Below are 24861 nucleotides of genomic sequence, written 5' to 3'. Positions count from 1 at the left end.
CTACACCGAGACTGTCTTCATCGTGGACAGGTCGGTCTGCATCAACCGGACGTTGTAGTCACCCCAGTAGGACAGGTTGTAGTACAGGTACTGCGAGTTGTCCTGCACGACATTGCCGTTGGCGTCGACCTTGTTGAAGTAGTCGGTGCCCGACATCGGATGGATCATGGGCGCGTACATGCCGGTGTTGGTCGTCAGGTTGTTGTTCACCAGCGTCGTCGTATCCGACCATGTGCCCTGCGGTGAATCCGACACCCGCATCACGACGTTGTTGCCGCCATCGGTGTAGAGCACGACGTACTTGCCCAGATACTGGTTGTACTGCACGGACATCTCGCTGACATTGCCGTTGGTGGGCAGTCCGCCGACCCAGATGCCGTTCGCGATCTTGGTGAACAACCCGAACGTGAAGAAGTCCGCGACCTTGTAGAGCGTCGGCAGGAAATCGGTGCTGCTGGAGCCGAACACCGGAACCGCCGCCGACGGATCACCGGTAACCCACTGCCCGGCGCCGCTGGAATTCTCACCCGACCAGTACTCGTAGGCATCCAGGTTGGTGATCTGGTCCTTTTCCACGCGGGCCACGTACGCCGAACCCTGCCTGCCCGACGGAGTCCCGTACACGTAGACGTAGGGGTCGGTCGGGTCGTCCGACATGACGAGGGCGTTCTGCTGGAAATGCTCGTCGCCGGGAACATAGGCCGGGCCCGCACGGAACCACCCCGACGAGCGCACGGTGTCAGGGTCGACGGTCCAGGTCTTGCCGCCGTCGTTGGAGTAGGCGATGGCCGAGTAGTTGGTGGTCCAGCTACCCGGGTTGTCCCACGTGCGGATCGACATCACGGTGGCGTACTGCGTGTAACCGCCCTCGGCATCAGGGTTTTCGATCGCGATCGCCGAGGTCGGGATCATCGTGTAGGTGGTGCCGAACAGTCCGTTGAGGCCGCCCGGGTCGTAGATGATCTGGGTGGCGCCTGCCGGGGCGCCTCCGGTGCCGTACCACTGATGAACCCCGTTGGGATCGCCGGGATATTGCGCTCCGGCGTTGATCACCGCACCGTTGAACTGCAGGCCGTCGGACAGATCGGTGTCGATGGTGCGGAACAACACGTTGTTGCGCCAGTCGCCGGCCATCCCCGGCTCGCTGTAGGTGTCGCCGAACAACGTGTAGATGATCGGCTTTCCGGTCACGGGATCGGTGTAGCCGCTGTTCCACATGATGCCCAGATCCGTGCCCGCGACATACCAGTGGTCGGTGATGCCGACTCCGGTCACCCACCCGAGCGGTGTGGTGGCGCCGGCCAGGGAGGACGGGACCTGGGGCTTGGGCGTCAGGTCATCAGTCTGCACAGCGGCGTTGGGGGCGGCGGCCGCCATCGGCTGGATCTCACCCTCGGCGACCACCGAGGCGGCGTCCTTGGCCGAGGTGACCCGGGAACTCAACGGATTGATCGTCCGCTCGAATTCCCTTCTGGTCCAAGCCATCATGGCCCACAGGGCGGGGGACTGGCCGGGGGCGACCGGGCTGGTGCCCGCGCCGAACGGTGCCAGCCCGGCGACACCCAGCAGCGCCGAGACCACCGGCGCAGCGGCGACCTTGGGTGCGGTGGGCTCGGGCGTCGGGACCGGCGCCGCCGGGATGACGCTCTCCTTCACGACGGCGGGAACCTCGAACGACGTGACCTCCGTTCGCAGCGTCGAGAGGGCTTCGCGGCTGCGTTGGTCGATGTCCTCGGCGGCGTCCCGCATCCGGACGACAACGGTGTTGGGCCGTTGCGCGCGCCGCAGATCAGGCGCAGTGGTCACGGCCTCCGGGACGATCCGGGTGGTATCGGTCTTCTCGCCGGCGTCGGCCTTGTTGCCCGTCTCGGGGGCATTGGTCAGTGTGCCCTGAATCTTGCTCCGGGCCTTGGTCGTCCGGGTCCGCAGCGGGGTCCGCGCGGAGTCCAGCCGGTTCTGCGTCTGCTTGATCGCGTCACCGACGTCATTCAGGCCCGACTCGACGTCCTTGCGGATCCGCTCGCCGATCTTCGACAGCGCGCCGGACGGAGTGGTCGCCGGCTTCTTGGTGTCGGAGGGTTTGCCCGAATTCTTCTTCGTCCCCGAGCTCGCGGTGGGGCCCCCGGGACTTCCCGCTGTCGATTTGCCAGGATCGCCGGACCCGCCTTCGGCCCAGGCGATTCCGGTCCCGGAGGTCAGGGCCGTGCCGATGCCGAGAGCAACGGCCAGTGCGCCGACGCGGCCGATGTATTTGGTCGATTCCATGACGCTCCGTACCAGTCCACTCAGTCACAACCCCGGCCCAGACGCAACGTACCGTGTGCCGTTCACGGTGTCGGGCAAACACGCCGAATCGCAGGAAGAGGGCCCGATGCGTGGCGTGCCGTCACCGGATCCGGTAGTGCGCGGGGTTCGGTTCGGACAGCATGCGGGTGAGGGTGGCCCGGTCGAACGGCCACAGGTCGATGGTTCCGGCGTCGGTGAAGTACCACGAGTTGCACCCGGTGTTCCACACCGTAGGACCGAGCCCGTCGGCGACCGCGGCGTTGAATTCGTCGGTGGCCTGTTCGGTGACCTCGACCTCGGAGAGTTCCGCGTTCTCAAACCGCTTGAGCCAGGCCACGATGTAGCCGGCGGTGAGTTCGGCGGAGTACTGCAGCGGAATCGACCCGGTCGGCGAGTTCGGACCCAACACGGTGAACAGGTTGGGAAACCCGGGAATCGCCGTCATGCGGTACGCCCGTGGGCCTTTGACCCATGCATCGTCGAGCGTGATGCCGTCGCGGCCCACGATGTTCATCGGGCGCATGTAGTTGTGCGCCTGAAATCCGGTGGCCAGCACCACGACATCCACGTCGTGGTGCGTGCCGTCAGCGGTGCGGATGCCCGTAGCGGTGAACTCCTGGATGGGGTCGTCGATCAGGCTCGCGTTGGGACGCTTGATGGCGCGGTAGTACGAGCCCGAGACCACCTGCCGTTTGCACAGCGGCTCGTAGTCCGGGGTGAGTTTCGCGCGGAGCGCACGGTCGCGGACCTGGGCGGCCAGGCTCCACCTGGCATAGGACTGCACCAGCTTGCGCCGCCACGACGGCGTGGTGACGACATCGGCGAGGATTCCGGCCCCCCACTGCAGCCGTCGGTAGAGGAAGTCGTGCCACCCCGGCTTCCGGTTCAGCACCTTGGCGAGGATCGACGACTGCCTCAGCGACATCGGTGCCCACAGGATCCACTGCGGTGACCTCGCGAAGTGCATCAGGGTGCGGGCTTTCGGTTGGAGGGCCGAAACCACCTGGACACCGGTCGATCCGGTTCCGATCACGGCAATGCACCTGCCGTCGGTCACCACCTCCGGATCCCACCGTGCTGTGTGCACGATCTGTCCGGCGAACGTGTCCATGCCGGGAATCTCGGGGATCGACGGGTGATGCAACACGCCGGTGGCGCAGATGACGAAATCGGCTGTCAGGGTGGCTTCGTCGCCTGTTGTGAGCGTCCACGACGTGGTAGTGCTGTCGTAACGGGCGTCGACGACTTCGGTGTCGCACCGCAGATGGGCGTCGAGCCCGAAACGTTCCATGACGTCGCGGTGATAACTCTGGATGTCCTCGCCGTTGGCCCAGATGTGGCTCCAGTCCGGTTTGGGTGCGAACGAGAACTGGTAGATCTGCGACGGCACGTCACAGGTGAGACCCGGGTAGCGGTTCCAGTGCCAGACCCCGCCGACGTCCGAACCCTTTTCCAGGATCGTGAAGTTGGTGAACCCGGCTTGTTTGAGCGTGTACGCGGTGGCGATACCGGCCATCCCCGCGCCGATGATGACGATGCGGACTTCGCGGCTCATCGTGCCTCCTCACTGACGGCGAGCGCACGTCGGACCGTGGCAGGTGCTGTGCGCATCGATGCCTCGAATGCCGACTGTCGTCGGCCGCGCCGCATGAAATGTGAACCGAGGCCCGCGAGATCTGCGGTGTCGGGACGGATGACGACGACCTGCGTTCCCCGCGCCCGCACCTCGGCCACTTCGCGGTCCAGTCCGGCCGACATCGGCCGGCGCAGCAGCCGGTGCTCCAGCCTTCCACCCAGTCCCGGTGCACGCGTGCCTGGTTCGGAGGCCATGGGGGTGATCACGTAGATGATCTCGGCTTCGTCGGAGGCGATCAGATCGACCGACGCGGTCGATGCGGCCCCGCCGTCGACGAACTGCCTGCCGCCGATCGTGACCGGTGGCATCCAGCCGGGCACCGCCCAGGATGCGCGTAGCGCTTCGCCTGCGGAGGCCTTCGGCGCGCCGGGCGCCCCGAACACGACACGCTCGCCGCGCCGGTAGTCGAAGGCGACCATCCGGATACCGGGGTGTGCCGACCACCCATCGGGATCGGAGAATCCGTCGGCGAGGCGCTGCAACCAGTCCGCGTTGCCTCGTCCCACCGGAGCGATGCCGGTGGCGGCGGCGAGGCCCCGTTGACTCCCGAGCAGGCGCGGGTTGAGCAGGCGGGGCGCCGGGATCGGCGGCATGCTGGACGGGGTGTCCGCGATATGCCGACGCAGGCGCTCATCGGTGGCGGTACCGCGGTGCATCGCGACGAGATCGTCCACCGTGGCACCGCCGCCCAGCATCGTGATGAGTTCAGCACCGGCCGAGGTTCCTTGCAGCACGGCCGTGTCGCGCGGATCCCATCCGGTCTGTTCGGCCAGCGCGTGTAGCGCCGCGACTGTCCAAGCGCCTCCGATGGTGCCACCGCAGCCGATCGCCAATGCCGTGGTCATGGCGTCACCCCGGAATCGGGCTGCGCGGCATGAGCTTTCGATTGGCGAGCGATGCGCTGCAGGTATGTGGACCGGCCCTGCTCGTCGAGGGCGGTCAGGGCACGGCGGTCATCGATCCTGTCTCGCACCGCGCGCTGGATCGCCTCGGGTACCAGGGCGTCGACAAGGGCCCACCCGGGCGCGACCCAACCGGGGACCGACGTGCGCGCAGCCCGGGTGTGCAGGGTCCTGAGGATCGCCCGCGCGACGTCGTCGGGATCCACGGTGGGAAGGCCATTTCCGAGCTGCACACCCGATGCGAGCTCGGTGCGTACCGCCGACGGCAGCACAGCCGACACCGAGACCCCGGTGCCCGCGTACTCGCGCCGGGCCGCCAGCGAGGCGCCCAGTGCGGCGAACTTGCTGGCGTTGTAGGTCACCATGCCGGGGATCGGGATCATGCCCGCCATCGACGCCACATTGACGACGTGACCGTGTCCGCGGTCCACCATCGACGGGACCACGGCCCGCATGCCGTTCAGGACGCCACGCACATTGACGTCGAGAATCAGGTCGGTGGTGGCCTCGGATTCGGCGTCGAACGCGCCGAGTGGCATGACCCCGGCGTTGTTGACCAGGATGTCGATGCTGCCTGATTCGCGGACGGCCTCGGCGACGAAGCGCTCCCACGAAGACCGCTGCGTGACGTCGAGGTATGCCGCCCGGCAGCGGGGGATGCCGGCCGCGGTCGTCGCGGCCACATCGGCATCGACGTCGCCGATCCATACCGTGGCGCCGCGGGCGGAGAACAGCTCCGCCGTCTTGGCGCCGATGCCACGCGCCCCGCCGGTGACGATGACCACCGCCCCGTTCGCCGACGTCTGTTGATGTGAAAACCGCACGTCATGCCTCCCCTGGAGTCGTCTCGCGACCTTTCGCATACTGACGGTATCTGAATACTTTGAGTTAATTCAATACCCAAAGTCCACTCCGAACTATCATCAGCGCATGCCGCGGCTGACCAGGGCTCAACGCCAGGAACGGACGCGGGCCGAACTCTTGGAGGCCGCCAAACAGCGCTTCCTGGCCCACGGGTACGCCGCCACCAGCCTCGAAGACATCGCCGACGACGCGGGTTTCTCCAAGGGCGCCGTGTACTCCAACTTCGGCAGCAAGCCCAACCTGTGCCGCGATGTCCTCGAGCTGATCCACCGTGAGAAGTTCGCCGAGATGGCCGAACTCGCGATGTCCGACGCCGAGCTGGACAGCCGGGTAGCGGCCTTGAGCGCGTGGCTGGAGCGCACGGCAGGCGATGTCGGCTGGACCATGCTCGAACTCGAGTTCGCGGTGCTGTCACGGAACAATCCCGAGCTCGGCCAGATGATCACGAGCTTGCGCAACGAGGCCGCGCAGATGGTCATCGACGTGCTGCAGTCGATGTCGGTGGAACTCGGCCTCACCGAAGCGCAGCTGGCGAACAGCGACGTCGCATCGAGCCTGGAGGATCTCGGCAATCTCCTGCTCAGTGCCGGCATCGGCCTCGGCATCCAGCGGGCCATCGATCCGTCGGTGCCCGCGCGACCGTTCACCGACGCCTTCGGCCACCTGGTGAAACTGCTTGCCGCCCTGGGATCGCCGAAGCAACCAGTCGACTGAAACCACAATGTCGTATCCGAGGACCGAAGGAGTTGGGATGGTATTACCGGCCGCCGCACTGTCGACACGACGTCCCAGTCGCAGATCCCGCGCGTGCTATGCCATCGCCCGCCGAACTCTCCTCGTCCAGGTGCGCAGATCAGTTGCCTACCAAGGAGATCGATCCGTCGAGGATCGCCTCACCACGATCGGTCGCCGCATCAACGGGCTCGCGCGGCTTCAGCGCCTCCGCCCGCGGAGGGGCCTGCAGGTCAGCCGGATCACGCTCGGTCGAGTCACCGTCGAGACCATCCGTACGGTCGAATCAGCTCACCGTCCGCTCGCCGACGGCGCCATCCTCTACCTACATGGTGGCGGGTTCGTCCTCGGTGGCTTCGACACCCACCAGCACGTCGTGATCGCCCTTGCCCGGCGGACCCAACTTCCCGTGGTGCACGTCGAGTACCGGCAGCACCCGGACGTGACCGTCGACGAGTCCATCGCGGACTGCCTGCGCGCCTATCGCTGGCTGTCGGACCAGGGCGTGGAGCCTGCCAAGACCGTGGTGGCAGGCGATTCGGCAGGCGGATTCCTCGCCTTCGCAACCGTTCTCGCCGCTCAGGCGCAGGGGGTCGAGGCGCCGGCCGGCGTCGTCGGCATCAGCCCCCTACTCGAACTCGACAATGAACGCCGCTCCGGTCATCCCAACTTCGCCGCGGATCGGATGGGAATCGGGTTGGTCCTGCCGATGGTCGTCGGATGCGTCGGCCCCAAGGACTCGGACGGTCACGCCCTGTCACCGGTCAACGGCGTGCTCGACACCTTTCCGCCGAGCCTGATCATCGCGGCGGAATCGGAGGCGCTGTGTTGCGACGCCGAACGCATGCACGAGGTGCTGACCGATGCGGGGCGGTCGTGCACTCTCAAGATCTGGCCCGGTCAGCTCCACGCTTTCCCGGCGTTTCTGCCGTTTCTGCCGGAGAGCCGGGAGGCCCGCGACTGCATCGTGGAGTTCGTTCAGGACTGCTTGGGCACGAGTAAGCGCAGTGCGGCCGGCACCGCGGACACCGTGACCGGCAACGGGAGTGCGAAATCCCCATCGGCGTAGGCGTTGATGCCGGGGCATTCGACGTGGATCGTCCTGGCGCGCTTGGTGGTCACCTCGTCGAGGTCGACATGGGTGCCCTTGAAAACCGTGGGGAACAGGCGGATCAATCGGGTGCGGGATGCCGACGTGATCATCGTGACGTCGAGCAGACCGTCCGAGTGGTCGGCGCCGGGGCAGATCAACATGCCGCCGCCGTAGCTGCGGGTGTTGCCGAATGCCGCCAGGGTGAGGTCGGTGCGGATCTCCGGTCCGTCGTCGAAGGTGAGCCGGAACGGCAGCAGTCGTAGCTTCGAGATCTCCGCGATCATCGCGACGTTGTAGCGCATCCGGCCGTGCGGCCAGCGCATCCGGTTGGTCCGGTCGCTGACCAGGGAGTCGAACCCGGCGGCCATCACGGTGCCGAACCACTTGACCGCACCGGAGGCATCCTCGATGCGGCCGAGGTCGACCGTCTCGGTGTGGCCGTCGGCGATGACATCGGCCGCGGCCTCGGGATCGCCTGTCGGCAGACGATATTCGCGGGCATGATCGTTGCCCGTCCCGGCCGGGACGATGCCCAACGGGACATCTCCGGTGGCCAGCGCCTGCAGGGCCAACGAGATCACCCCGTCGCCGCCGACCACCACAAGGGCGTCGGTGCCACGGTCGAGCGCCTCGTCGACCAGGCGGCGGGCGTGCGCGGCGTCGGTGCCGACGATCGCGCACACGTCGATGCCGCGCCGCTGGAGCTGCGCGACCGCCCGCTCGGCCGCATGTGGCGCATTGCCGTGCCCCGACATGGGATTGGTCAGGACGGTTACCTGATTCACGGAATCAGCTTGCCCGGGTTGAGGATTCCGGCCGGATCGAGGGTGGCCTTGACGGCCCGCAACACCTCGACGCCGAGGTCGCCGATCTCGTCACGCATCCACGGCCGGTGATCAGCGCCGACTGCGTGATGGTGGGTGATGGTGCCGCCGTTCTGCACCATCGCGTCGGAGGCCGCGGTCTTGGCGGCTTGCCACTGCTCGATCGGATTGCCGCGCTGGGCGGCGACGACCGTGAAGTAGAGCGAGGCGCCGGTGGGGTACACATGCGAAATGTGACACATCACCAGGGCCGGCGTGCCGGATTCGGCGAGCGCGGTGGTCAGTGCCTCGGTGACCGCGGCCTTCAGCACGGTCAGGTTGGACCACGTCGTGGCGGTCTCCAGGGTTTCGCACAGTGCGCCGGCGGCCAGCAGCGAATCACGTAGGTACGGTGCGTTGAATCGGCCGTGTTCCCAGGCGCGGGCCGGCGCGTCACCCAGCGAGGTACCGCCGTGGGCCTGCATGACGGCGCGGGTCTCCTCATGGCGGCTCTCGGTGTGGGCCGCGGTGCCCTCGAACAGCGTGATGGCCAGGCAGCCACCGGTGATGCTCTGCTCGCCAATGCTTTCCGTCGTCGCCAGGTTCACCCCGGTCTCGGCCTCGTCGGACAGCCGGATCACCGTCGGGCCGGTGCCGGTCTGGGTGACGGCCCGTAGCGCCGCTGCGCCGGTGGCGAAATCAGGGAAGGACCAGGCCTCGTAGCGCGTGGTCTCGGGCACCGGATGCACTCGAACCCGGACCCGGGTGATGACACCGAACACCCCTTCCGAGCCGAGAAGCAGTTGACGCAGGTCCGGTCCGGCAGCCGAGGCCGGAGCGCGACCGAGGTCGAGTGTGCCTGCGGGCGTGATGGCGCGCAGACCGCGGACCATGTCGTCGAAGCGGCCGTATCCGGCCGAATCCTGCCCTGAGGACCGGGTGGCGGCGAAACCGCCGATCGTGGCGAACTGGAAGCTCTGCGGGAAGTGGCCCAGCGAGAAGCCTTGTGCGCCAAGCAATGCCTCGGCCTGCGGTCCGGTGACGCCGGCGCCGAGCTCGGCCTCACCGGCCACCTCGTCGAGGGTGTGCAATGCGTCGAACCGGCGCAGGTCGAGCGCGACGACCGCGGCGAAATCGCCGCGAAGCGGATCGAGCCCGCCCACGACGCTGGTGCCGCCGCCGAACGGGACGACGGCGATCCGGTGCTCGACGCAGTGGGCCAGAATCGCGGCCACCTCGTCGTCCGAGCCCGGGAGCAACACCGCGTCGGGCGCGTCCTGGATTCCGGAATCATTGCGGCGCAGCAGGTCCAGCGTCGACTTGCCGCCCGCGCGCAACAGTCGCGACATGGTGTCGGTACCGCAGTGTGCTGCGCCGACGATGGCAGTCAGGGCGTCTCGGTCGGCGTCGGACAGGGCGGACGGCCGTAACTGCACGTGGTCGGGTGTCGGCTCCGCCGCCGGTGCGGCTTCGACGCCCAGGGCCTGCTGCAGCAGGGATCGGATTCCGTCGGACAGCGGCTTGGCCGCATGCGGGTCGCCCCAGGCATTCCACTTCATCGGAGGCAGAAACTGTTCAGCCGGCTGAGTCATGCGTTACAGTATTACACATGATGTCAATCAGTAACGAGAGATCGCTGAGCGACCAGATCTTGGAGGCCGCCGCCAGCTGCGTGCTGGCCTTCGGCGTGGACCGGGTGACACTGGCCGAGATCGCCCGGCGGGCCGGGGTCAGCCGCCCGACCGTATACCGGCGTTTCCCCGACACCCAGTCGATCCTGGCCGCGCTGCTCACCGCGCGGGTCGTCGGCGTTCTCGACACCACCGAGGTCGGCGGTCCTGGCCGTGCGGCCCTGGTCAGCCGCATCGTGACGGTCGCCGCGCGGCTGCGTGACGACGAGGTGATCATGGCGGTCCTGCACTCCGCTCCGGACGTGGCGATGGTGTACATCGCCGAGCGGCTGGGCACCAGCCAGCAAATCCTGATCGATGCGCTTGCCGGGGAACTCAAGCTCGCCCAAGAGGCCGGCCTGGGGGACAACCGCGTCCGGGCCGGGGATCCCCGGCAATTGGCCACCATGTGCCTGCTGATCACCCAGTCCGCCATCCAGTCCGCCCAGATGGTCGAGCCGATTCTCGACGCCGATGCGCTGGCCACGGAACTGTCCTACGCATTGAACGGATACCTCGCCTCGTGACCGGACCGACAGCTCTCAACCGCGCCAGGCGCGCAACCGAACTGGCCGCGCTGGCCGATGGGGAACAGCTCGACGTGATCGTCATCGGCGGCGGGATCACCGGTGCGGGCATCGCGCTGGACGCCGCCAGCCGCGGCCTGCAGGTGGCACTGGTGGAGAAACACGATCTCGCCTTCGGCACCAGCCGGTGGAGTTCGAAACTGGTCCACGGCGGTCTGCGCTACCTGGCCACCGGCAATATCGGGATTGCCCGCCGCAGCGCGATCGAACGCGGAATCCTGATGACCCGCAACGCGCCTCACCTCGTCACGGCCATGCCGCAGCTGGTACCGCTGCTGCCGTCGATGGGACGCGCGTCGCGAGCGTTGGTACGCACCGGATTCGTGGCCGGCGACGGCCTGCGCAGGCTGGCGGGCACGAGTGCGTCGACCCTGCCGCGGTCGAGTCGGGTGGACGCGCGATGCGCGGTCGAGCTGGCCCCGACGGTGCGCACCGAGGGCCTCGACGGGGCCTACCTCGCCTACGACGGTCAGCTCGTCGATGACGCCCGGCTGGTGGCCGCCGTCGCCCGCACCGCCGCGCAACACGGGGCCCGCATCCTCACGCGAGTCTCCGCCGGCGGAGCCGGCGCCACCTCGGTGCGCCTGACCGACGAACTCACCGGGGACTCCTTCGACGCGACCGCGCGGGTGGTCATCAACGCTGCCGGGGTATGGGCCGGCGATCTCGACCCGGCGATCACACTGAGGCCCAGCCGCGGCACACATCTGGTGTTCGACGCCGCGGCGTTCGGCAATCCCACCGCGGCACTGACCATTCCGATACCGGGGGAGTTGAACCGGTTCGTCTTCGCGATGCCCGAGCAGCTCGGTCGCGTCTACCTGGGGCTGACCGATGAGGATGCCCCGGGGCCGATTCCCGATGTGCCACAACCGACTCCGGGCGAGGTCGCGTTCCTGCTCGACACCGTCAACACCGCCCTGGCCACCGATCTGACCACCGCGGATGTGCGGGGCGCCTACGCGGGGTTGCGGCCGCTGATCGACACCGGCGAAGGCAGCACGGCCGATGTCTCCCGAGAGCACGCGGTGGTGGAGTCGGCGAGCGGCGTGATCAGCATCATCGGCGGGAAACTCACCGAATACCGGTACATGGCCCAGGACGTCCTGGACCGGGCGCTGAACCTGCGCGGGCTGTCCGCCGCGGGCTGCCGCACGGCCAACCTGCCGCTCGTCGGCGCCCCGGCCAATCCGGTGTCCACGTTGCGATCTGAGCATGCACTGCCGTCCTCGCTGGTCGCCCGGTACGGGTCCGAGGCGCCCAATGTGATCGCCCGGGCCCGGTGCGCACGCCCCACCGACCCGGTGGCCGAGGGACTCGACGTCATGCGAGCGGAGTTCGAGTACGCCGTCACCCACGAAGGCGCGCTGTCCGTCGATGACATCCTCGACCGACGCACCCGGATCGGGCTGGTGAGCGGCGACCGGGACCTCGCGGCCGAGGCGGCTGCCGAGATGATCGGCGAATTCGGGGAAGTCGAGTAGTTCACTACGCATGGCGTGGCCGGTCGCCGCGAGCACACTGACCCGAGAGGCGCAAACCTGTGCGGCGAGGGAGACCGATCATGGCGAAGCGACTGGTGGTGTGCTGCGACGGCACGTGGAACACACCTGATCAGACAACGGAGGGCAAGCCCACGCCGACCAATGTCGCCAAAGTGGCGATGGCGCTGGCTTCCCAAGACGACGAGGGGCGAGAGCAGCGGCTGTTCTACCACCGGGGGGTGGGCACCACCCGGTCGGACCGCCTGCTCGGCGGGGCCTTCGGTGCCGGCCTGTTTCGCGATGTCTGCGACACCTACCGATTCGTCGTCCAGAACTACCAACCCGGCGACGAACTGTACTTCTTCGGATTCAGCCGCGGGGCGTTCACCGCACGCAGCACCGCGGGGCTGATCCGCAACTCGGGAGTGTTGCATCGTGACAATGCCGATCAGATCGGACAGGCGTACGCGTTGTACCGAGGCGGCAACACAAACACGAATCCGCGCAGTGTCGCGGCGGCGCTGTTCCGGAAGATGTACTCCTACGAAACCGACATCCGGTTCATCGGGGTCTGGGATACCGTTGGCGCCCTGGGGATTCCGTCAGCAGGCGGGTGGCTGGCCCGCCGATTCAACCGGAGGTACGAATTTCACGACACCACTCTGAGTTCGAAGGTCGGGGAGGCCTACCAGGCACTCGCGATCGACGAGCGGCGCGGTCCGTTCGTGCCTACGATCTGGTCCAAATCCGACATGGCTCCACCCACGCAACGTCTGGAACAGGTGTGGTTCACCGGATCGCACTCCGATGTCGGCGGCGGCAACCGTCAACATGGGCTCAGCGACATCGCGTTGTGCTGGATGCTGGAAAAGGCCCGCGGCGCGGGGTTGGCGTTCGTCGAAAGATCGTTCCTGCGTGAGCCGCCCGCCGGTGGAGAGCCGGTCTCCGGCGACGAGATCGTCGAGGAGTACACCCGCATCAACCCGAATCCCGCGCAGGAGGTGGACCCTTCACGGAAGGGCATCTACCGCTTCCTGCCACCACACTCGCGCGAGGGCGGAAAAGGCGGCAACGAGTACATCGCCTCGACGGTGTGCCGGCAAGAGCGGTCACGCGGCTGGTGGAGAGCGCCCGTCCCCAACGACGATCCGGAGCGCCGGATCGTGCAGGTCGCATTGGGCAACGACCTGACCCGGGTCGGCTAGACCTGCGACAGCAGCGCGTCGCGCACCGCTGAACCGGTGTGGCGCTGCCACATTGCCTGGGCGCCCACGAGCAATGGTGGCTCGAGTTCGGTGATCACCACCCGTCCGTCCATGGCGGGGCCAGGGGGAGAGGTGACGAACGTGACGGCGCCGGTCGTGAGCGGGGCCGCGACCGTGGCCGCCCCCTGGACCCGGCTCACGACATAGTCGGGTTCGAAACCGGCACGGCGGCACGCGCCCATCAGAAAGTCGCTGTAGTACGACCCGCCCGGGGGTGCCCACAGAGCGATGCGCTCCCCGGCGAGTTGGTGAATGTCGACGGTGGGCGCGCCGGCCAGCCGGTGCTCGCGGGGCAGGGCCAGCCGTACCCGGTCGTAACCCAGGACGGCCGTGGCCAATTCGTTGGTGGGGACGACTCCGCGGCGTAGGCCGAGGTGCACCTCGCCGCCCAGCACCGCGGCGGCGAGCTGATCGGGGTAGAGCTGACGGAAGGTGAAGGAGGTCTCCGGGAACGCGGTGATGGCCGGTTCGAGGCGGGTATAGGCTTCGCTGCCACTGAGTGCCGGGGTATGGCCGACGACAAAAACCTCGGCGGCGCCGCCGGCGGTCTGTTCCACCCGGTCGGCCACCGTATGCGCCGCTGCCAGCAGTGTTCGGCCTTCGGCGAGAAGCAGTTCGCCGGCCGGGGTGAGCGTCAGGCGACGACCCTCGCGCCGGAACAGCCTGGCGTTGAGTTCCTTCTCAAGTTGCTGCATCGAGCTGCTGAGAGCTTGTTGGCTAACGTGCAGGGCGGCCGCCGCAGCGGTGACACTGCCTGCTTCACCGATCGCGATGAACTGACGTAAACGTCGCAGATCAGGGATGTTCGATGACATCCTTCAAATCTATCTACAAGTATGGCTTGTGGAAACATCGGAATTTTGCGTTATTCATGTGTGAATCATGTAGCTACGCTGCGACCTATGAGCAAACTGGAAGGCAAATCAGCGATAGTTGCTGCCGGGGCCAAGAACCTCGGCGGCCTGATCAGCACGACGTTGGCTTCGAGGGGTGTCAACGTCGCCGTTCACTACAACAGCGCTGCCAGCGAGGCGGATGCCGACAAGACGGTCGCCGCAGTGCAGGACGCGGGCGTCAAGGCCGTCAAGGTGCAGGGCGACCTGACGGTGCCGGCGAATGTCGAGCGGCTCTTCGACACCGCCGTCGACGCGTTCGGCAGCGTCGACATCGCGATCAACACGGTGGGCAAGGTGTTGCGGAAGCCGTTCGTGGAAACCACCGAGGCCGAATACGACTCCATGTTCGACATCAATGCCAAGGCGGCCTACTTCTTCCTGCAGCAGGCGGGCAAGCGGCTCAACGACAACGGCTCGGTGGTCACCATCGTGACCGCGCTGCTGGCGGCATACACCGACGGTTACTCGACCTACGCGGGCTCCAAGAGCCCCGTCGAACACTTCACCCGGGCCGCATCCAAGGAATTCGGCGTCCGCGGCATCAACGTCAACAACGTGGCGCCCGGTCCGATGGACACACCGTTCTTCTATCCGCAGGAGACCCCGGAGCGGGTCGAGTTCCACAAGTCGCAGGCAATGGGTAACCGGCTGACCGAGATCACCGACATCGCCCCGCTGGTGGTGTTTCTCACCGACGAGGGGCACTGGATCAACGGGCAGACCCTCTTCGCCAACGGCGGTTACACCACTCGTTAGATCTGCCGACAAGACGCAAATGTCCCCCAAAACCGTGGTTTTGGGGGACATTTGCGTCTGCTCGCGGAGGAAACTCCGTGCTGAAGAGTTACAGCGGGATGTTCTTGTGGCGGCCGCGCCGGTGCGGGGCCTCGGCCAGCGCCTGCGTCAGCTTGCTGCGGGTGTGCGCCGGATCGATCTTCTCGTCGACCACGCCGATCTCGATCGCGGAATCCACACCGCCGGCGATGCGCTCGTGCTCGATGGCCAGCTCCTCGTGCAGCGCCTCACGCTCGTGATCCGGAGCGGCGGCCAGCTTGCGCTTGTGCAGGATGCCGACGGCGGCCTTGGCGCCCATGACGGCGACCTCGGCGTCCGGCCAGGCGAACACCTTGGTGGCGTTGAGCGAACGCGAGTTCATCGCGATGTAGGCGCCGCCGTAGATCTTGCGGGTCACCAGGGTGACGCGGGGGACCGAGGACTCACCGAAGGCGTGCAGCAGCTTGGCGCCGCGGCGCACCACACCGCCCCACTCCTGGTCCACGCCGGGCAGGTAGCCCGGGACGTCGACGACGACCACCAGCGGAATGCCGAACGCGTCGCACAGCCGCACGAAACGTGCCGACTTCTCGGCACTTTCGGAGTTCAGGCAACCGCCTAGACGCAGCGGGTTGTTGGCGATCACGCCGACCGACCGGCCGGCGAGCCGACCGAGACCGACGACGATCGACGGTGCCCACTTGGCCTGGAATTCCTCGAACGGCACGCCCTCGTCGAGCAGCGCCTCGATGATCGGGTGCACGTCGTAGGCGCGGCGGGCCGACTCGGGCATCAGCGCGGCCAGGTCGGTGTCGCCTGCTTCGGCCTTGTTCCGGTCGAAATGGCCCTGCTGGCTGAACAACCCGACCAGGCGACGGCCGCGCTCGTAGGCGTCGAGCTCATCGTCGGCGACGATGTGGCACACACCGGACTTCTTGTGGTGGGCGTCGGGGCCGCCGAGAGACACCATGTCGACGTCCTCACCGGTGACGCTGCGCACCACGTCCGGACCGGTGACGAACACCTTGCTGTCCGGAGCCATGATGATGACGTCGGTCAGGGCGGGACCGTAAGCCGCACCGCCGGCGGCGAAGCCGACGACCACCGAGATCTGCGGGATGTAGCCCGACGCCCGGATCATCGCCTCGAAGACCAGGCCGACCGCATGCAGCGCCTTGACGCCCTCGGCCAGCCGGGCGCCGCCCGAGTGCCAGATACCCACGATCGGGCTCTGCTCCTCGATCGCGGTGTCGTAGGCGTTGACGATGTGGGCACAGCCCTCGATGCCCATGGCACCGCCCATCACGGTGCCGTCGGTGCAGAACGCCACCGTGCGGACACCGTTGACGGTGCCGGCCGCGGCCAGCACGCCGGACCGGTCCCGCTCGTGCAGCAGCTCGACGCTGTCGTCGTCGAAGAAGGTCTGCAGGCGCAGCAGTGGATCGCGGGGGTCTAGCGATTCAGCCGCAGCTTCGGGGGCCATGATCGTCATAAAGGTCTCCTTTGATGGAAAGCGCCGGGTCTCAGTACTTTCCGAAGGCGAGCGCGACGTTGTGCCCACCGAATCCGAACGAATTGTTGATCGCGTACTTGAAGTCGCCTTGCCGCGGGTCACCGGACACCACGTCCAGATCGATCTCCGGATCGAGGTTGCGCAGGTTGAGCGTCGGCGGAATGACGCCGTCCCGCAGCGCCATGACCGTCAGGATGGACTCCACCGCGCCGACCGCGCCGACCGAGTGTCCGAGAGCGGACTTGGGCGCGTAGACAGCGGGCACGTGGCCGCGCATCGCGTTGTTGATCGCTTTCCCCTCGGCCACATCGCCGACGCTGGTGCCCGTGGCATGCGCATTGATGTGATCGATGTCGGTGGGCTGCAGGCCCGCCAGTTCGATGGCGCGGGTCATGGCGTGACCAGCCTGCTCGCCGTTGGGGTCCGGCGCGACGATGTGGTAGCCGTCCGACGTGACGCTCGCACCCATCAGACGGCCCAGGATGTTGGCGCCGCGCGCCTTGGCGTGCTCCTCGGTCTCGATGACCATGAGGGCACCGCCCTCGCCGAACACGAAACCGTTGCGGTCCTTGTCGAACGGGCGGCACGCGCCCGCCGGATCGTCGTTGGTGTTCGACAGCACGATGCGCATCTGCGCGAAGCCGGCGATCGGCACGGCCTCGATCTTTGTCTCGACGCCACCGCAGATCGCGATGTCGGCCTCGCCGAGCACGATCTGGCGCCAGGCGTTGGCGATGGCCTCGGAACCGGAGGCGCAGGCCGAGATCGAGGTACACACCCCGGCCTTGGCCTTGCGATCCAGCCCGACAGCCGCTGCCGCACCGTTGGGCATGTACATCTGCACGACCAGTGGTGACACGGCGCGCAGGCCCTTGGTCCGCATGCCGTCGTAGGCGAACACGAGTTCCTCGGAGGAACCCATGCCGGTGCCGATGGACACCATGAGGCGACGGGTATCGACCTCCGGGGAGCCTGCGTTGGCCCAGACCCGGCGGCCGATCACCGTCGACATCTTTTGCAAATATGACAACCGGCGCAGTTCGACCCGCGTCAGCTCGTGATCGAAATCCTCGAGAAGATGCCCGCCGATGCGAACCGGCAGGTCGTACTCCTCGACGAACGAATCGGTGAGAGTGCGTATGCCACTCTGACCGTCGAGCAGCTTCTTCCAGGTGCTTTCAGCATCGGTTGCCAGCGCCGTTGACATGGCTACGCCGGTGACAACCACATTGGGAAGACCATTCCCAGTGGACAATCCCGCCATATTTGCTGTGTTCTTCCTTCCGTGCTTTCCCTCGGTGGGTGTCGTCCGGGGTTACCTATCGGGTTCTTCTACCCGATGTCAGTACTTCCCGAACGCCAGAGCCACATTGTGGCCACCGAATCCGAACGAGTTGTTGATGGCGTACTTGTAGTCGCCATAACGAGGCTCGCCCGCAACCACATCGAGATCGATCTCAGGATCCGGTGTCTCATAGTTAAGCGTCGGGGGGATTACCCCGTCGCGCAACGCGAGCACCGTCAACACCGACTCCAGCGCACCGACCGCACCGATCGAGTGACCCAGCGCCGACTTGGGCGCGTAGACCGCGGCGTTCTCGCATCCGGCAACGCGGATGGCGTTGGCCTCGGCGGTGTCACCGATCGGGGTGGCCGTGCCGTGGGCATTGATGTGATCGATGTCCTTGGCTTCCAGACCCGCGGTTTCCATCGCCCGCTTCATCGCGGCACCGGCACGCTGACCGTTGTCCGCGGGAGCGACCATATGGAACGCGTCCGAGGTGATACCTGCACCCAACAGGCGGGCCAGCGGCTTGGCGCCACGGGCCAGGGCGTGCTCCTCGGTCTCGATGATCATCATCGCGCCGGCCTCACCGAACACGAAGCCGTCGCGATCCTTGTCGAACGGCCGCGACGCTCCGGCGGGATCGTCGTTGCGGGTCGACATGGCACGCATCATCGAGAACGCCGCGATGGGCAGTGCCTCGATGCCGCCTTCCACACCGCCGACAACGGCGAAGTCCGCGTCACCCATCACGATCTGCCGCCAGCCGTGGGCGATGGCCTCGGACCCTGACGAACACGCCGACACCGGGGTGATGACCCCGGCGCGGGCGCCCAGCTCCAGGCCGGCGACCGCAGCGGCACCGTTGGGCATGATCATCTGAACGGCGAGCGGGCTGACCTTGCGGATCCCGCCCTCGTTCATCGCGTCGTAGGTCTCGACGATCTTCTCGCCGCCACCGAGGCCGGTGCCGATCACGACCGAGAACCGGTCGGGATCGACCTCGGGTGCACCTGCGTTCTTCCACAGCCGCCGGGCCAGCACCAACGACATGCGCTGCACATAGGAATTGCGGCGCAGCTCGATGCGGGTCAGGTGGCTGTCGACGTCATCGACCAGGTGACCACCGATACGCACCGGGAGGTCCCACTTGGTGACGAAGTCGTCGGTCAACTCACGGATGCCGCTTTCTCCGGCCAGGAGGCCCTTCCACGTGCTCTCGATGTCAGCAGCGAGCGCCGTGGTGGCCTCCACGGCAGTCACCACGACGTTCGGGAAGCCTCCGTTAGCAGTGGAAGGTCTGGTCATTCCGAGCCAAACTTCTCGCGCAGGGCGGCGGCAGCCTCGGGGTTCTCTTCTTCGAGCTTCTGGATGTAGGAGACGACGTCACCGACGGTGCGCAGGCCGGCCAGATCCTCATCGGGGATCTTCACGCCGTACTTGTCCTCGGTCTGCACGGCGATCTCCACCATCGACAGCGAGTCGATGTCCAGGTCGTCGACGAACGACTTCTCCGGGGTCACCTCAGACGGCTCGATGCCGGTGACCTCTTCGATGATCTCTGCGAGACCGGCGATGATTTCTTCTTGACTGGCGGCCACAATGGCTCCTTCTTGTTGTTGATAGTGCCCTCCGGGTGCGGAGGACATTTCGGGACGTTCGGTCGTTACTGCGTTATTCGTTACTGCGTTATTCGGTTTTGCTGGACTTACAGCTCGTCCAAGCCATCCAGGTCTGCGGGGGCCTTGACCGCGCGGGTGGGTGTGCCCTTCAGTTCACGCTTGGCGATGCCGACCAGGGTGCCTGCCGGCGGGAATTCGACGATCCCGGCGCGCTCGGCGCCCTGGAAACGGTCCCGCATGGTGGCGGTGCACAGATCCCAGCGCACCGGCTTGGTCAGCTGGGACACCAACTTCTCCATCGCATCGGAAGCCGAGGCGACCGGCTGGCCGTCCGCGTTCGACAGAAGTGTCGCGGTGGGCTCGGAGGTCGTTACAGACGCGGCTGCGGCGGCGTAGCCATCCAGCGCGGAAGCCATGTAATGGGTGTGGAACGCGCCTGCGGTCGCCAGCTGACGGACGCGGGCCTTGGCTGGCGGATCCTCGGCGAGCTTCTCCAGCGCCGCGATCGCACCGGCGGCCACGATCTGGCCGGCGGCGTTGCGGTTGGCCGGGACCAGGTCCAGTGACTCCAGCCGGGCCAGCACCTCGGCCTCGTCGCCACCGAGCACCGCCGACATGCCGGTCGGCTCGACGGCGCAGGCCTTGGCCATCTCGGCGCCACGGGTGGCGGCCAGCTTGACCGCGTCGTCGGCGGAGATGACGCCGGCGATGGCGTAGGCGGCGATCTCACCGACCGAATGGCCGGCGACTAGTGTCGCGGCCGGATCGGCGGCGATGGGAACGCCGCGCTTGGCCAGTTCCTCATAGGCCAGCAGCGTGGCGGCCACCACCAGCGGCTGCGTCACCGCGGTGTCGGTGATCTCCTCCGCGGTGGCGGTGGTTCCCAGACGTGCCAGATCCAGGCCGCTGATCTGCGACCACGTGGCGAGGCGATCGGCCGCACCGGGCAGCTCCAACCAAGGGGAGAGCATGCCGGGGGTCTGCGATCCCTGTCCGGGAGCAAGCAATGCGAGCACGGGTTGAGGCACGTCATTAAGAGAACACTGTGAAGACGGTTTTGTGGGGTGTAAGAGATTATGAACCTTGTCTTATGTTTTTGTAGGTTCCCCACAAAAGTGCATGTGATGCGACATTGCCTTCACCGCAGCGAAATATGTCACAGCCGCTCCGACGTCCGGTGGGGCCAGTTCAGGCCCGCTGTCTGGCGGAATGTGGCGGGCGAATCGCCGGTATCACGACGGTTCCGGCATTTGGCGTGCTCGGCTGGTACGCCTGTTTGCTCAGTCTGCCCACCGTGGACGCAACGCGCAGCACGTAGGCGTCCCGCGGCACGGCGGGGTCGCGGCCGGTGAAGTCGCCGATCCGTTTCAGCCGGTAACGCACCGTGTTTGGATGAACGAACAATTTGCGTGCGCAAGCTTCGATGGCGCCCCCGGAATCCAGGAACGCGTCGAGGGTCTCGGTGAGCGCCGGTCCGGCATCGGCCAAGGGGCGCATGACCTCGCTTTCCAACGCCGCGATCGCCGTCGCGTCGCCCAGCAGGGCCCGTTCCGGCAGCAGTTCGCGCGCCGACACCGGGCGGGGTGCGCCGGGCCATCCGGCCACCGCGTTCATGCCCGAGATCGCCTCGGTGGCGCTGCGGTGGGCGGCCGTCAGCGTCGGGGTTGTCGGCCCGACCACGACCGGGCCGTCGGCGAATACCGACAGCACGTCGACCAGGAAGCGATCGGTTGCTGACAGCGGGCCCGACACGATCGTGACCAGCCACGTTCCGTGGACATCAGACAGGGCCGCCCGGTTGTGGCGCTTGGTGACGTCGTGGATGTCGTCCCGGGCCAGATCCAGCCGGTCCGGGTGCGGTAGGCCGACGATCACCGTGGCCGGCGCGGTGGCGTCCCAGTTCAGCGCCGCGGCCTGGGACTGCAGTTCGGTCCCGGTGTCGCCGCGCACCACCGCGTCGACGACGTTGGCCTCCATCCGGAGGTCCCAGGCCCCGCGGGCCTCGGCCTGATCGGCATAGGCGCTGGCCGCCGCGAACGCCAGGTCGCGGCTGTAGCGCAGGATGCCGGCCGTCAGCGCGTTGAGCTGGACCTCGGAGCGGGCCAGCAGCGGCACCACCTCTTCGAAGAACTCCATCGAGGTCCGCACCATCTCGACCGACTGCCGCAGGGCGATGCGACGCCGCAGGTCCTGCGGCACCACCTCGAAGGCCTGGGCGGTGTAGCTGACGTCGCTTTCCGGGTCCCGCATCCATTCGACGAAGTTGACCACGGCGGTCTGTACGACCAACTGCACGCTGGCCCGTTGCGACGCGTCCAGATCGGAGAAGAAGTCCAGGCGCTCGGCCATGGCGTGCACCGCCTCGGTGGCCAGCCGGCCGGAATACTGCTTCAACCGGCGCAGCACCGAGTCGGGCACGGTCTCAAGGACCTCGACCGTCGACTTCGGCGGAACGAACCGGTTGTCAGCCATCCCTAAAAGCTACGCCAATATTCTGGTGGATTCCTCCAACCACCCCTGCGCGAGCAGACGCTCCGGTACCCGATTTGTCGCGATTCGGGGTACCTCGGCGTCTGCTCGCGCCAAAGAAACTAGGCGCTGCCGGTATCGACGTAGGACACCGCGGCGGCGAACACGTCGTCGATCTTGTACTGCTTGGCCGCCGCGATGGCCACCGAGGGATCGATCTCGCCGTCGCGGGCGAGCCCCTCCAGCGCTGCCACCACGACCGACTCGGCGTCGGTGTTGAAGTAGCGCCGAGCGGCCGGGCGGGTGTCGGAGAAGCCGAAGCCGTCGGTCCCCAGCGTGATGTAGGTACCCGGGACCCACGGCCGGATCTGCTCGGGTACCGCACGCATCCAGTCCGACACCGCCACCACCGGTCCCGCCGCGTCGGCCAGGGCGCTGGTCACGTGCGGAGTCCGGGCGGGCTGATCGGGATGCCGCAGCCGGTGCCGCTCGATCTCCACACCTTCGCGGTTGAGCTCACCCCAGCTGGTCACCGACCACACGTCGGCGGCCACGTCCCACTCCGCGGCCAGCATGTCCGCCGCGCGCAACGCCTCGGGCATCGACACGCCCGAGGCCAGGATCTGGGCGGTATTCGTGCGCTGTTCGGGCGCGCGGCGGTAGCGGTACATACCCCGCAACAGCGCCTCGGTGTCCAGATCGGCCGGCTCCGCGGGTTGCACGTAGGGCTCGTTGTAGATGGTGATGTAGAAGAACACGTTCTCGGCGTGCTCGCCGTACATCCGCTGCAGGCCGCTCTCGATGATGTGGGCGATCTCGTAGGCGAACGCCGGGTCGTAGGTCACCGCGGCCGGGTTGGTCGACGCCAGCAGCAGCGAATGGCCATCGGCGTGCTGCAGGCCCTCGCCGGTCAGCGTGGTGCGTCCGGCGGTCGCCCCGAGCACGAAGCCCTTGGCCATCTGATCGGCCGCCGCCCACAGGCCGTCGCCGGTCCGCTGGAACCCGAACATCGAATAGAAGATGTAGATCGGGATCATCGGCTCGTTGTGGGTGGAGTACGACGTGCCCACCGCGGTGAACGACGACGTCGACCCGGCCTCGTTGATGCCCTCGTGCAGGATCTGGCCGATCTCGGATTCCTTGTAGGCCAGCATCAACGTCGAGTCCACCGATGTGTACAGCTGCCCGTTGCGGTTGTAGATCTTCAGGCTCGGGAACCACGAGTCCATACCGAAGGTGCGGGCCTCGTCGGGGATGATCGGCACCAGACGCGGACCGATGTTCTTGTCCCGCAACAGTTCCTTGAACGTGCGCACCGTGGCCATGGTGGTGGCAACGGCCTGGTTGCCCGACCCCTTCTTCAACGCCGAGTAGGCGTCGGATGCGGGCAGCGCCAGCGGCGTGGACTTGTTCCGTCGTGCCGGCACGAAGCCGCCAAGGGCGCGGCGGCGGTCCAGCAGGTAGCGGATCTCGGGTGCCTCGGGCCCCGGGTGGTAGTACGGCGGCAGGTAGGGGTCCTGCTCGAGCTGCTCATCGGTGATGGGCACCCGGGTGACGTCGCGGAAGTCTTTGAGGTCTTGCAGCGCAAGCTTTTTCATCTGGTGCGTGGCGTTGCGGCCCTCGAAGTGGCTGCCCAGCGTGTAGCCCTTGATGGTCTTGGCCAGGATGATGGTCGGCTGGCCCTTGTGCTCCATCGCGGCCCGGTAGGCGGCATACACCTTGCGGTAGTCGTGACCGCCGCGCTTGAGGTTCCAGATCTCCTGGTCGGTCATCGGCTCGACCAGAGCCTTGGTGCGCGGGTCGCGGCCGAAGAAGTGATCGCGCACGTAGGCGCCGTCGTTGGCCTTGTACGTCTGGTAGTCACCGTCAGGCGTCGTATTCATCAGGTTGACCAGCGCGCCGTCGCGATCGGCGTGCAGCAGGGCGTCCCACTCGCGGCCCCAGACCACCTTGATGACGTTCCAGCCGGCGCCGCGGAAGAACGACTCCAGTTCCTGGATGATCTTGCCGTTGCCGCGCACGGGGCCGTCCAGGCGCTGCAGGTTGCAGTTCACCACGAAGGTCAGGTTGTCGAGCGCCTCGTTGGCGGCCACCTGGATCAGGCCGCGGCTCTCGGGCTCGTCCATCTCGCCGTCGCCGAGGAACGCCCACACGTGCTGATCGGAGGTGTCCTTGATGCCGCGGTCATGCAGGTAGTGGTTGAACCGGGCCTGATAGATGGCGTTCATCGGACCCAGGCCCATCGACACCGTCGGGAATTCCCAGAAGTCCGGCATCAGGCGCGGGTGCGGGTAGGACGGCAGGCCACCGCCGGGATGGCTGTGCTCCTGGCGGAAACCATCCAGTTGGTCGGTCGTCAGGCGGCCTTCGAGGAAGGCGCGTGCATAGATGCCGGGGGAGGCGTGGCCCTGGATGAAAACCTGGTCGCCACCGCCTGGGTGGGATTTGCCGCGGAAGAAGTGGTTGAAGCCGACCTCATACAGCGACGCCGACGATGCGTACGTCGAAATATGGCCGCCCACACCGACTCCCGGGCGCTGGGCGCGGTGCACCATGATGGCCGCGTTCCACCGGATCCAGGCGCGGAAGCGTCGCTCGACATCCTCGTCGCCGGGGAACCAGGGCTCCAGCTCGGTGGGAATGGTGTTGACGTAATCGGTCGACGTCAGTGCCGGGATCGCGACGCGCTTCTCGCGCGAGCGCTCCAGCAGCCGCAACATCAGGTACCGGGCCCGCGCCGGACCGGATCGCTCCAGCAATTCGTCGAACGACTCCAGCCATTCCGCGGTCTCGTCGGTATCGATATCCGGAAGGTAGGAGGCAACTCCCTCGCGAATCACCCGGACCCGGTCGGGTTCGGCTGCGGTAGAGGAGTTTTGGGCCAGATCCTGGCGCACGAACTCGGTGGTCAACTTCCGCTCCTTGTTAGGCGGTAACAACTGACAGTGCTTGTGGCACCTTCTATCGTCCACCCATCTTG

Annotated in this window: 20 protein-coding genes; 6 read left to right on the top strand and 14 right to left on the bottom strand. The window is 66.9% G+C overall.

The features are described 5' to 3' along the window. The 4 genes from EH231_RS09255 to EH231_RS09240 all read right to left on the bottom strand — a co-directional run bounded on the left by EH231_RS09255 (position 1) and on the right by EH231_RS09240 (position 5648). The gene (locus tag EH231_RS09255; protein WP_090431381.1) at positions 1 to 2265 is read right to left on the bottom strand and encodes a DUF4185 domain-containing protein; all 2265 of its coding nucleotides are present in this window, start codon (positions 2263 to 2265) and stop codon (positions 1 to 3) included. A gap of 121 nt (positions 2266 to 2386) precedes the next feature. Continuing rightward, positions 2387 to 3841 (bottom strand): flavin-containing monooxygenase, encoded by a 1455-nt coding sequence (locus EH231_RS09250; protein ID WP_090431380.1) that lies wholly within the window; start codon positions 3839 to 3841, stop codon positions 2387 to 2389. Beyond that, a complete protein-coding gene (locus EH231_RS09245; protein ID WP_090431378.1) occupies positions 3838 to 4767 on the bottom strand; it encodes a patatin-like phospholipase family protein in 930 nt (309 codons plus the stop codon). Before EH231_RS09245 ends, EH231_RS09250 begins: the two co-directional genes overlap by 4 nt. Then, positions 4764 to 5648, bottom strand: coding sequence for an SDR family oxidoreductase (locus EH231_RS09240; protein ID WP_241177917.1), 885 nt, complete (start codon positions 5646 to 5648; stop codon positions 4764 to 4766). Before EH231_RS09240 ends, EH231_RS09245 begins: the two co-directional genes overlap by 4 nt. Positions 5649 to 5754: 106 nt before the next feature. On the opposite strand from EH231_RS09240, the gene EH231_RS09235 reads away from it, so the two are divergent. Both EH231_RS09235 and EH231_RS09230 read left to right on the top strand, forming a co-directional pair. Beyond that, a complete protein-coding gene (locus EH231_RS09235; RefSeq protein ID WP_090431374.1) occupies positions 5755 to 6402 on the top strand; it encodes a TetR/AcrR family transcriptional regulator in 648 nt (215 codons plus the stop codon). A gap of 130 nt (positions 6403 to 6532) precedes the next feature. Then, a complete protein-coding gene (locus EH231_RS09230; protein WP_164480818.1) occupies positions 6533 to 7489 on the top strand; it encodes an alpha/beta hydrolase in 957 nt (318 codons plus the stop codon). On the opposite strand, the gene EH231_RS09225 is transcribed toward EH231_RS09230, so the two are convergent. Together EH231_RS09225 and EH231_RS09220 are read right to left on the bottom strand one after the other, a co-directional pair. After that, entirely contained in the window at positions 7399 to 8268 is an 870-nt protein-coding gene (locus EH231_RS09225; protein WP_205868071.1) for a diacylglycerol kinase, read from the bottom strand. The genes EH231_RS09230 and EH231_RS09225 overlap by 91 nt on opposite strands. A 26-nt stretch (positions 8269 to 8294) precedes the next feature. Next, positions 8295 to 9875: an FAD-binding oxidoreductase gene (locus tag EH231_RS09220; RefSeq protein WP_124714225.1), complete on the bottom strand. Its 1581-nt coding sequence runs from the start codon at positions 9873 to 9875 to the stop codon at positions 8295 to 8297. Between the two features lie 50 nt (positions 9876 to 9925). Here EH231_RS09220 and EH231_RS09215 point away from each other — a divergent pair, with 50 nt between their 5' ends. From EH231_RS09215 to EH231_RS09205, 3 genes are all read left to right on the top strand, one after another. After that, positions 9926 to 10513 (top strand): TetR/AcrR family transcriptional regulator, encoded by a 588-nt coding sequence (locus tag EH231_RS09215; protein ID WP_124712274.1) that lies wholly within the window; start codon positions 9926 to 9928, stop codon positions 10511 to 10513. Further along, positions 10510 to 12057 carry a glycerol-3-phosphate dehydrogenase/oxidase gene (locus EH231_RS09210; RefSeq protein WP_164480816.1) on the top strand — a complete coding sequence of 516 codons (1548 nt, stop codon included), beginning with the start codon at positions 10510 to 10512 and terminating at the stop codon, positions 12055 to 12057. Before EH231_RS09215 ends, EH231_RS09210 begins: the two co-directional genes overlap by 4 nt. 80 nt (positions 12058 to 12137) lie before the next feature. Continuing rightward, the gene (locus EH231_RS09205; protein WP_124712273.1) at positions 12138 to 13262 is read left to right on the top strand and encodes a T6SS phospholipase effector Tle1-like catalytic domain-containing protein; all 1125 of its coding nucleotides are present in this window, start codon (positions 12138 to 12140) and stop codon (positions 13260 to 13262) included. Here EH231_RS09205 and EH231_RS09200 read toward each other — a convergent pair. Continuing rightward, positions 13259 to 14137, bottom strand: coding sequence for a LysR family transcriptional regulator (locus tag EH231_RS09200; RefSeq protein ID WP_206429642.1), 879 nt, complete (start codon positions 14135 to 14137; stop codon positions 13259 to 13261). The two genes, EH231_RS09205 and EH231_RS09200, sit on opposite strands and share 4 nt — an antisense overlap. A gap of 87 nt (positions 14138 to 14224) precedes the next feature. Here EH231_RS09200 and EH231_RS09195 point away from each other — a divergent pair, with 87 nt between their 5' ends. Continuing rightward, positions 14225 to 14974, top strand: a complete 750-nt coding sequence (locus EH231_RS09195; protein WP_090431364.1) for an SDR family oxidoreductase — start codon at positions 14225 to 14227, stop codon at positions 14972 to 14974. A gap of 88 nt (positions 14975 to 15062) precedes the next feature. On the opposite strand, the gene EH231_RS09190 is transcribed toward EH231_RS09195, so the two are convergent. The 7 genes from EH231_RS09190 to aceE all read right to left on the bottom strand — a co-directional run bounded on the left by EH231_RS09190 (position 15063) and on the right by aceE (position 24793). Then, on the bottom strand, positions 15063 to 16484 hold the full coding sequence (locus EH231_RS09190; RefSeq protein ID WP_090431362.1) for an acyl-CoA carboxylase subunit beta: 1422 nt from the start codon (positions 16482 to 16484) through the stop codon (positions 15063 to 15065). A 31-nt stretch (positions 16485 to 16515) separates the two neighbouring features. Beyond that, positions 16516 to 17769, bottom strand: a complete 1254-nt coding sequence (gene kasB / locus EH231_RS09185) for a 3-oxoacyl-ACP synthase KasB (protein WP_090431359.1) — start codon at positions 17767 to 17769, stop codon at positions 16516 to 16518. A 78-nt stretch (positions 17770 to 17847) separates the two neighbouring features. Continuing rightward, positions 17848 to 19098, bottom strand: a complete 1251-nt coding sequence (gene kasA, locus EH231_RS09180) for a 3-oxoacyl-ACP synthase KasA (protein WP_090431357.1) — start codon at positions 19096 to 19098, stop codon at positions 17848 to 17850. Continuing rightward, complete coding sequence (gene acpM / locus EH231_RS09175) at positions 19095 to 19391, bottom strand: meromycolate extension acyl carrier protein AcpM (RefSeq protein WP_003884427.1); 297 nt, start codon at positions 19389 to 19391, stop codon at positions 19095 to 19097. Before acpM ends, kasA begins: the two co-directional genes overlap by 4 nt. Positions 19392 to 19498: 107 nt before the next feature. Further along, positions 19499 to 20428 carry an ACP S-malonyltransferase gene (locus EH231_RS09170; protein WP_090431355.1) on the bottom strand — a complete coding sequence of 310 codons (930 nt, stop codon included), beginning with the start codon at positions 20426 to 20428 and terminating at the stop codon, positions 19499 to 19501. A 172-nt stretch (positions 20429 to 20600) separates the two neighbouring features. Then, positions 20601 to 21884 (bottom strand): PucR family transcriptional regulator, encoded by a 1284-nt coding sequence (locus EH231_RS09165; protein WP_090431353.1) that lies wholly within the window; start codon positions 21882 to 21884, stop codon positions 20601 to 20603. A gap of 119 nt (positions 21885 to 22003) precedes the next feature. After that, positions 22004 to 24793 (bottom strand): pyruvate dehydrogenase (acetyl-transferring), homodimeric type, encoded by a 2790-nt coding sequence (gene aceE / locus EH231_RS09160; protein WP_124712272.1) that lies wholly within the window; start codon positions 24791 to 24793, stop codon positions 22004 to 22006. Between the last annotated feature and the right edge of the window lie 68 nt (positions 24794 to 24861).

This window comes from Mycolicibacterium nivoides (genome assembly GCF_003855255.1).
Taxonomy (GTDB): domain Bacteria; phylum Actinomycetota; class Actinomycetes; order Mycobacteriales; family Mycobacteriaceae; genus Mycobacterium; species Mycobacterium nivoides.
This window is presented reverse-complemented; position numbering and strand designations above follow the sequence as displayed.

What these genes read in the sequence shown, in the direction of transcription:
- EH231_RS09225 (WP_205868071.1), bottom strand. Translation starts at nt 8,268, where the DNA reads ATGTCGGGGCACGGCAATGCGCCACATGCGGCCGAGCGGGCGGTCGCG.
- EH231_RS09250 (WP_090431380.1), bottom strand. Translation starts at nt 3,841, where the DNA reads ATGAGCCGCGAAGTCCGCATCGTCATCATCGGCGCGGGGATGGCCGGT.
- EH231_RS09190 (WP_090431362.1), bottom strand. Translation starts at nt 16,484, where the DNA reads ATGACGATCATGGCCCCCGAAGCTGCGGCTGAATCGCTAGACCCCCGC.
- EH231_RS09215 (WP_124712274.1), top strand. Translation starts at nt 9,926, where the DNA reads ATGATGTCAATCAGTAACGAGAGATCGCTGAGCGACCAGATCTTGGAG.
- EH231_RS09220 (WP_124714225.1), bottom strand. Translation starts at nt 9,875, where the DNA reads ATGAAGTGGAATGCCTGGGGCGACCCGCATGCGGCCAAGCCGCTGTCC.
- EH231_RS09255 (WP_090431381.1), bottom strand. Translation starts at nt 2,265, where the DNA reads ATGGAATCGACCAAATACATCGGCCGCGTCGGCGCACTGGCCGTTGCT.
- EH231_RS09200 (WP_206429642.1), bottom strand. Translation starts at nt 14,137, where the DNA reads ATGTCATCGAACATCCCTGATCTGCGACGTTTACGTCAGTTCATCGCG.
- kasB (WP_090431359.1), bottom strand. Translation starts at nt 17,769, where the DNA reads ATGGCGGGATTGTCCACTGGGAATGGTCTTCCCAATGTGGTTGTCACC.
- EH231_RS09165 (WP_090431353.1), bottom strand. Translation starts at nt 21,884, where the DNA reads ATGGCTGACAACCGGTTCGTTCCGCCGAAGTCGACGGTCGAGGTCCTT.
- EH231_RS09235 (WP_090431374.1), top strand. Translation starts at nt 5,755, where the DNA reads ATGCCGCGGCTGACCAGGGCTCAACGCCAGGAACGGACGCGGGCCGAA.
- kasA (WP_090431357.1), bottom strand. Translation starts at nt 19,098, where the DNA reads ATGACCAGACCTTCCACTGCTAACGGAGGCTTCCCGAACGTCGTGGTG.
- EH231_RS09245 (WP_090431378.1), bottom strand. Translation starts at nt 4,767, where the DNA reads ATGACCACGGCATTGGCGATCGGCTGCGGTGGCACCATCGGAGGCGCT.
- EH231_RS09205 (WP_124712273.1), top strand. Translation starts at nt 12,138, where the DNA reads ATGGCGAAGCGACTGGTGGTGTGCTGCGACGGCACGTGGAACACACCT.
- EH231_RS09195 (WP_090431364.1), top strand. Translation starts at nt 14,225, where the DNA reads ATGAGCAAACTGGAAGGCAAATCAGCGATAGTTGCTGCCGGGGCCAAG.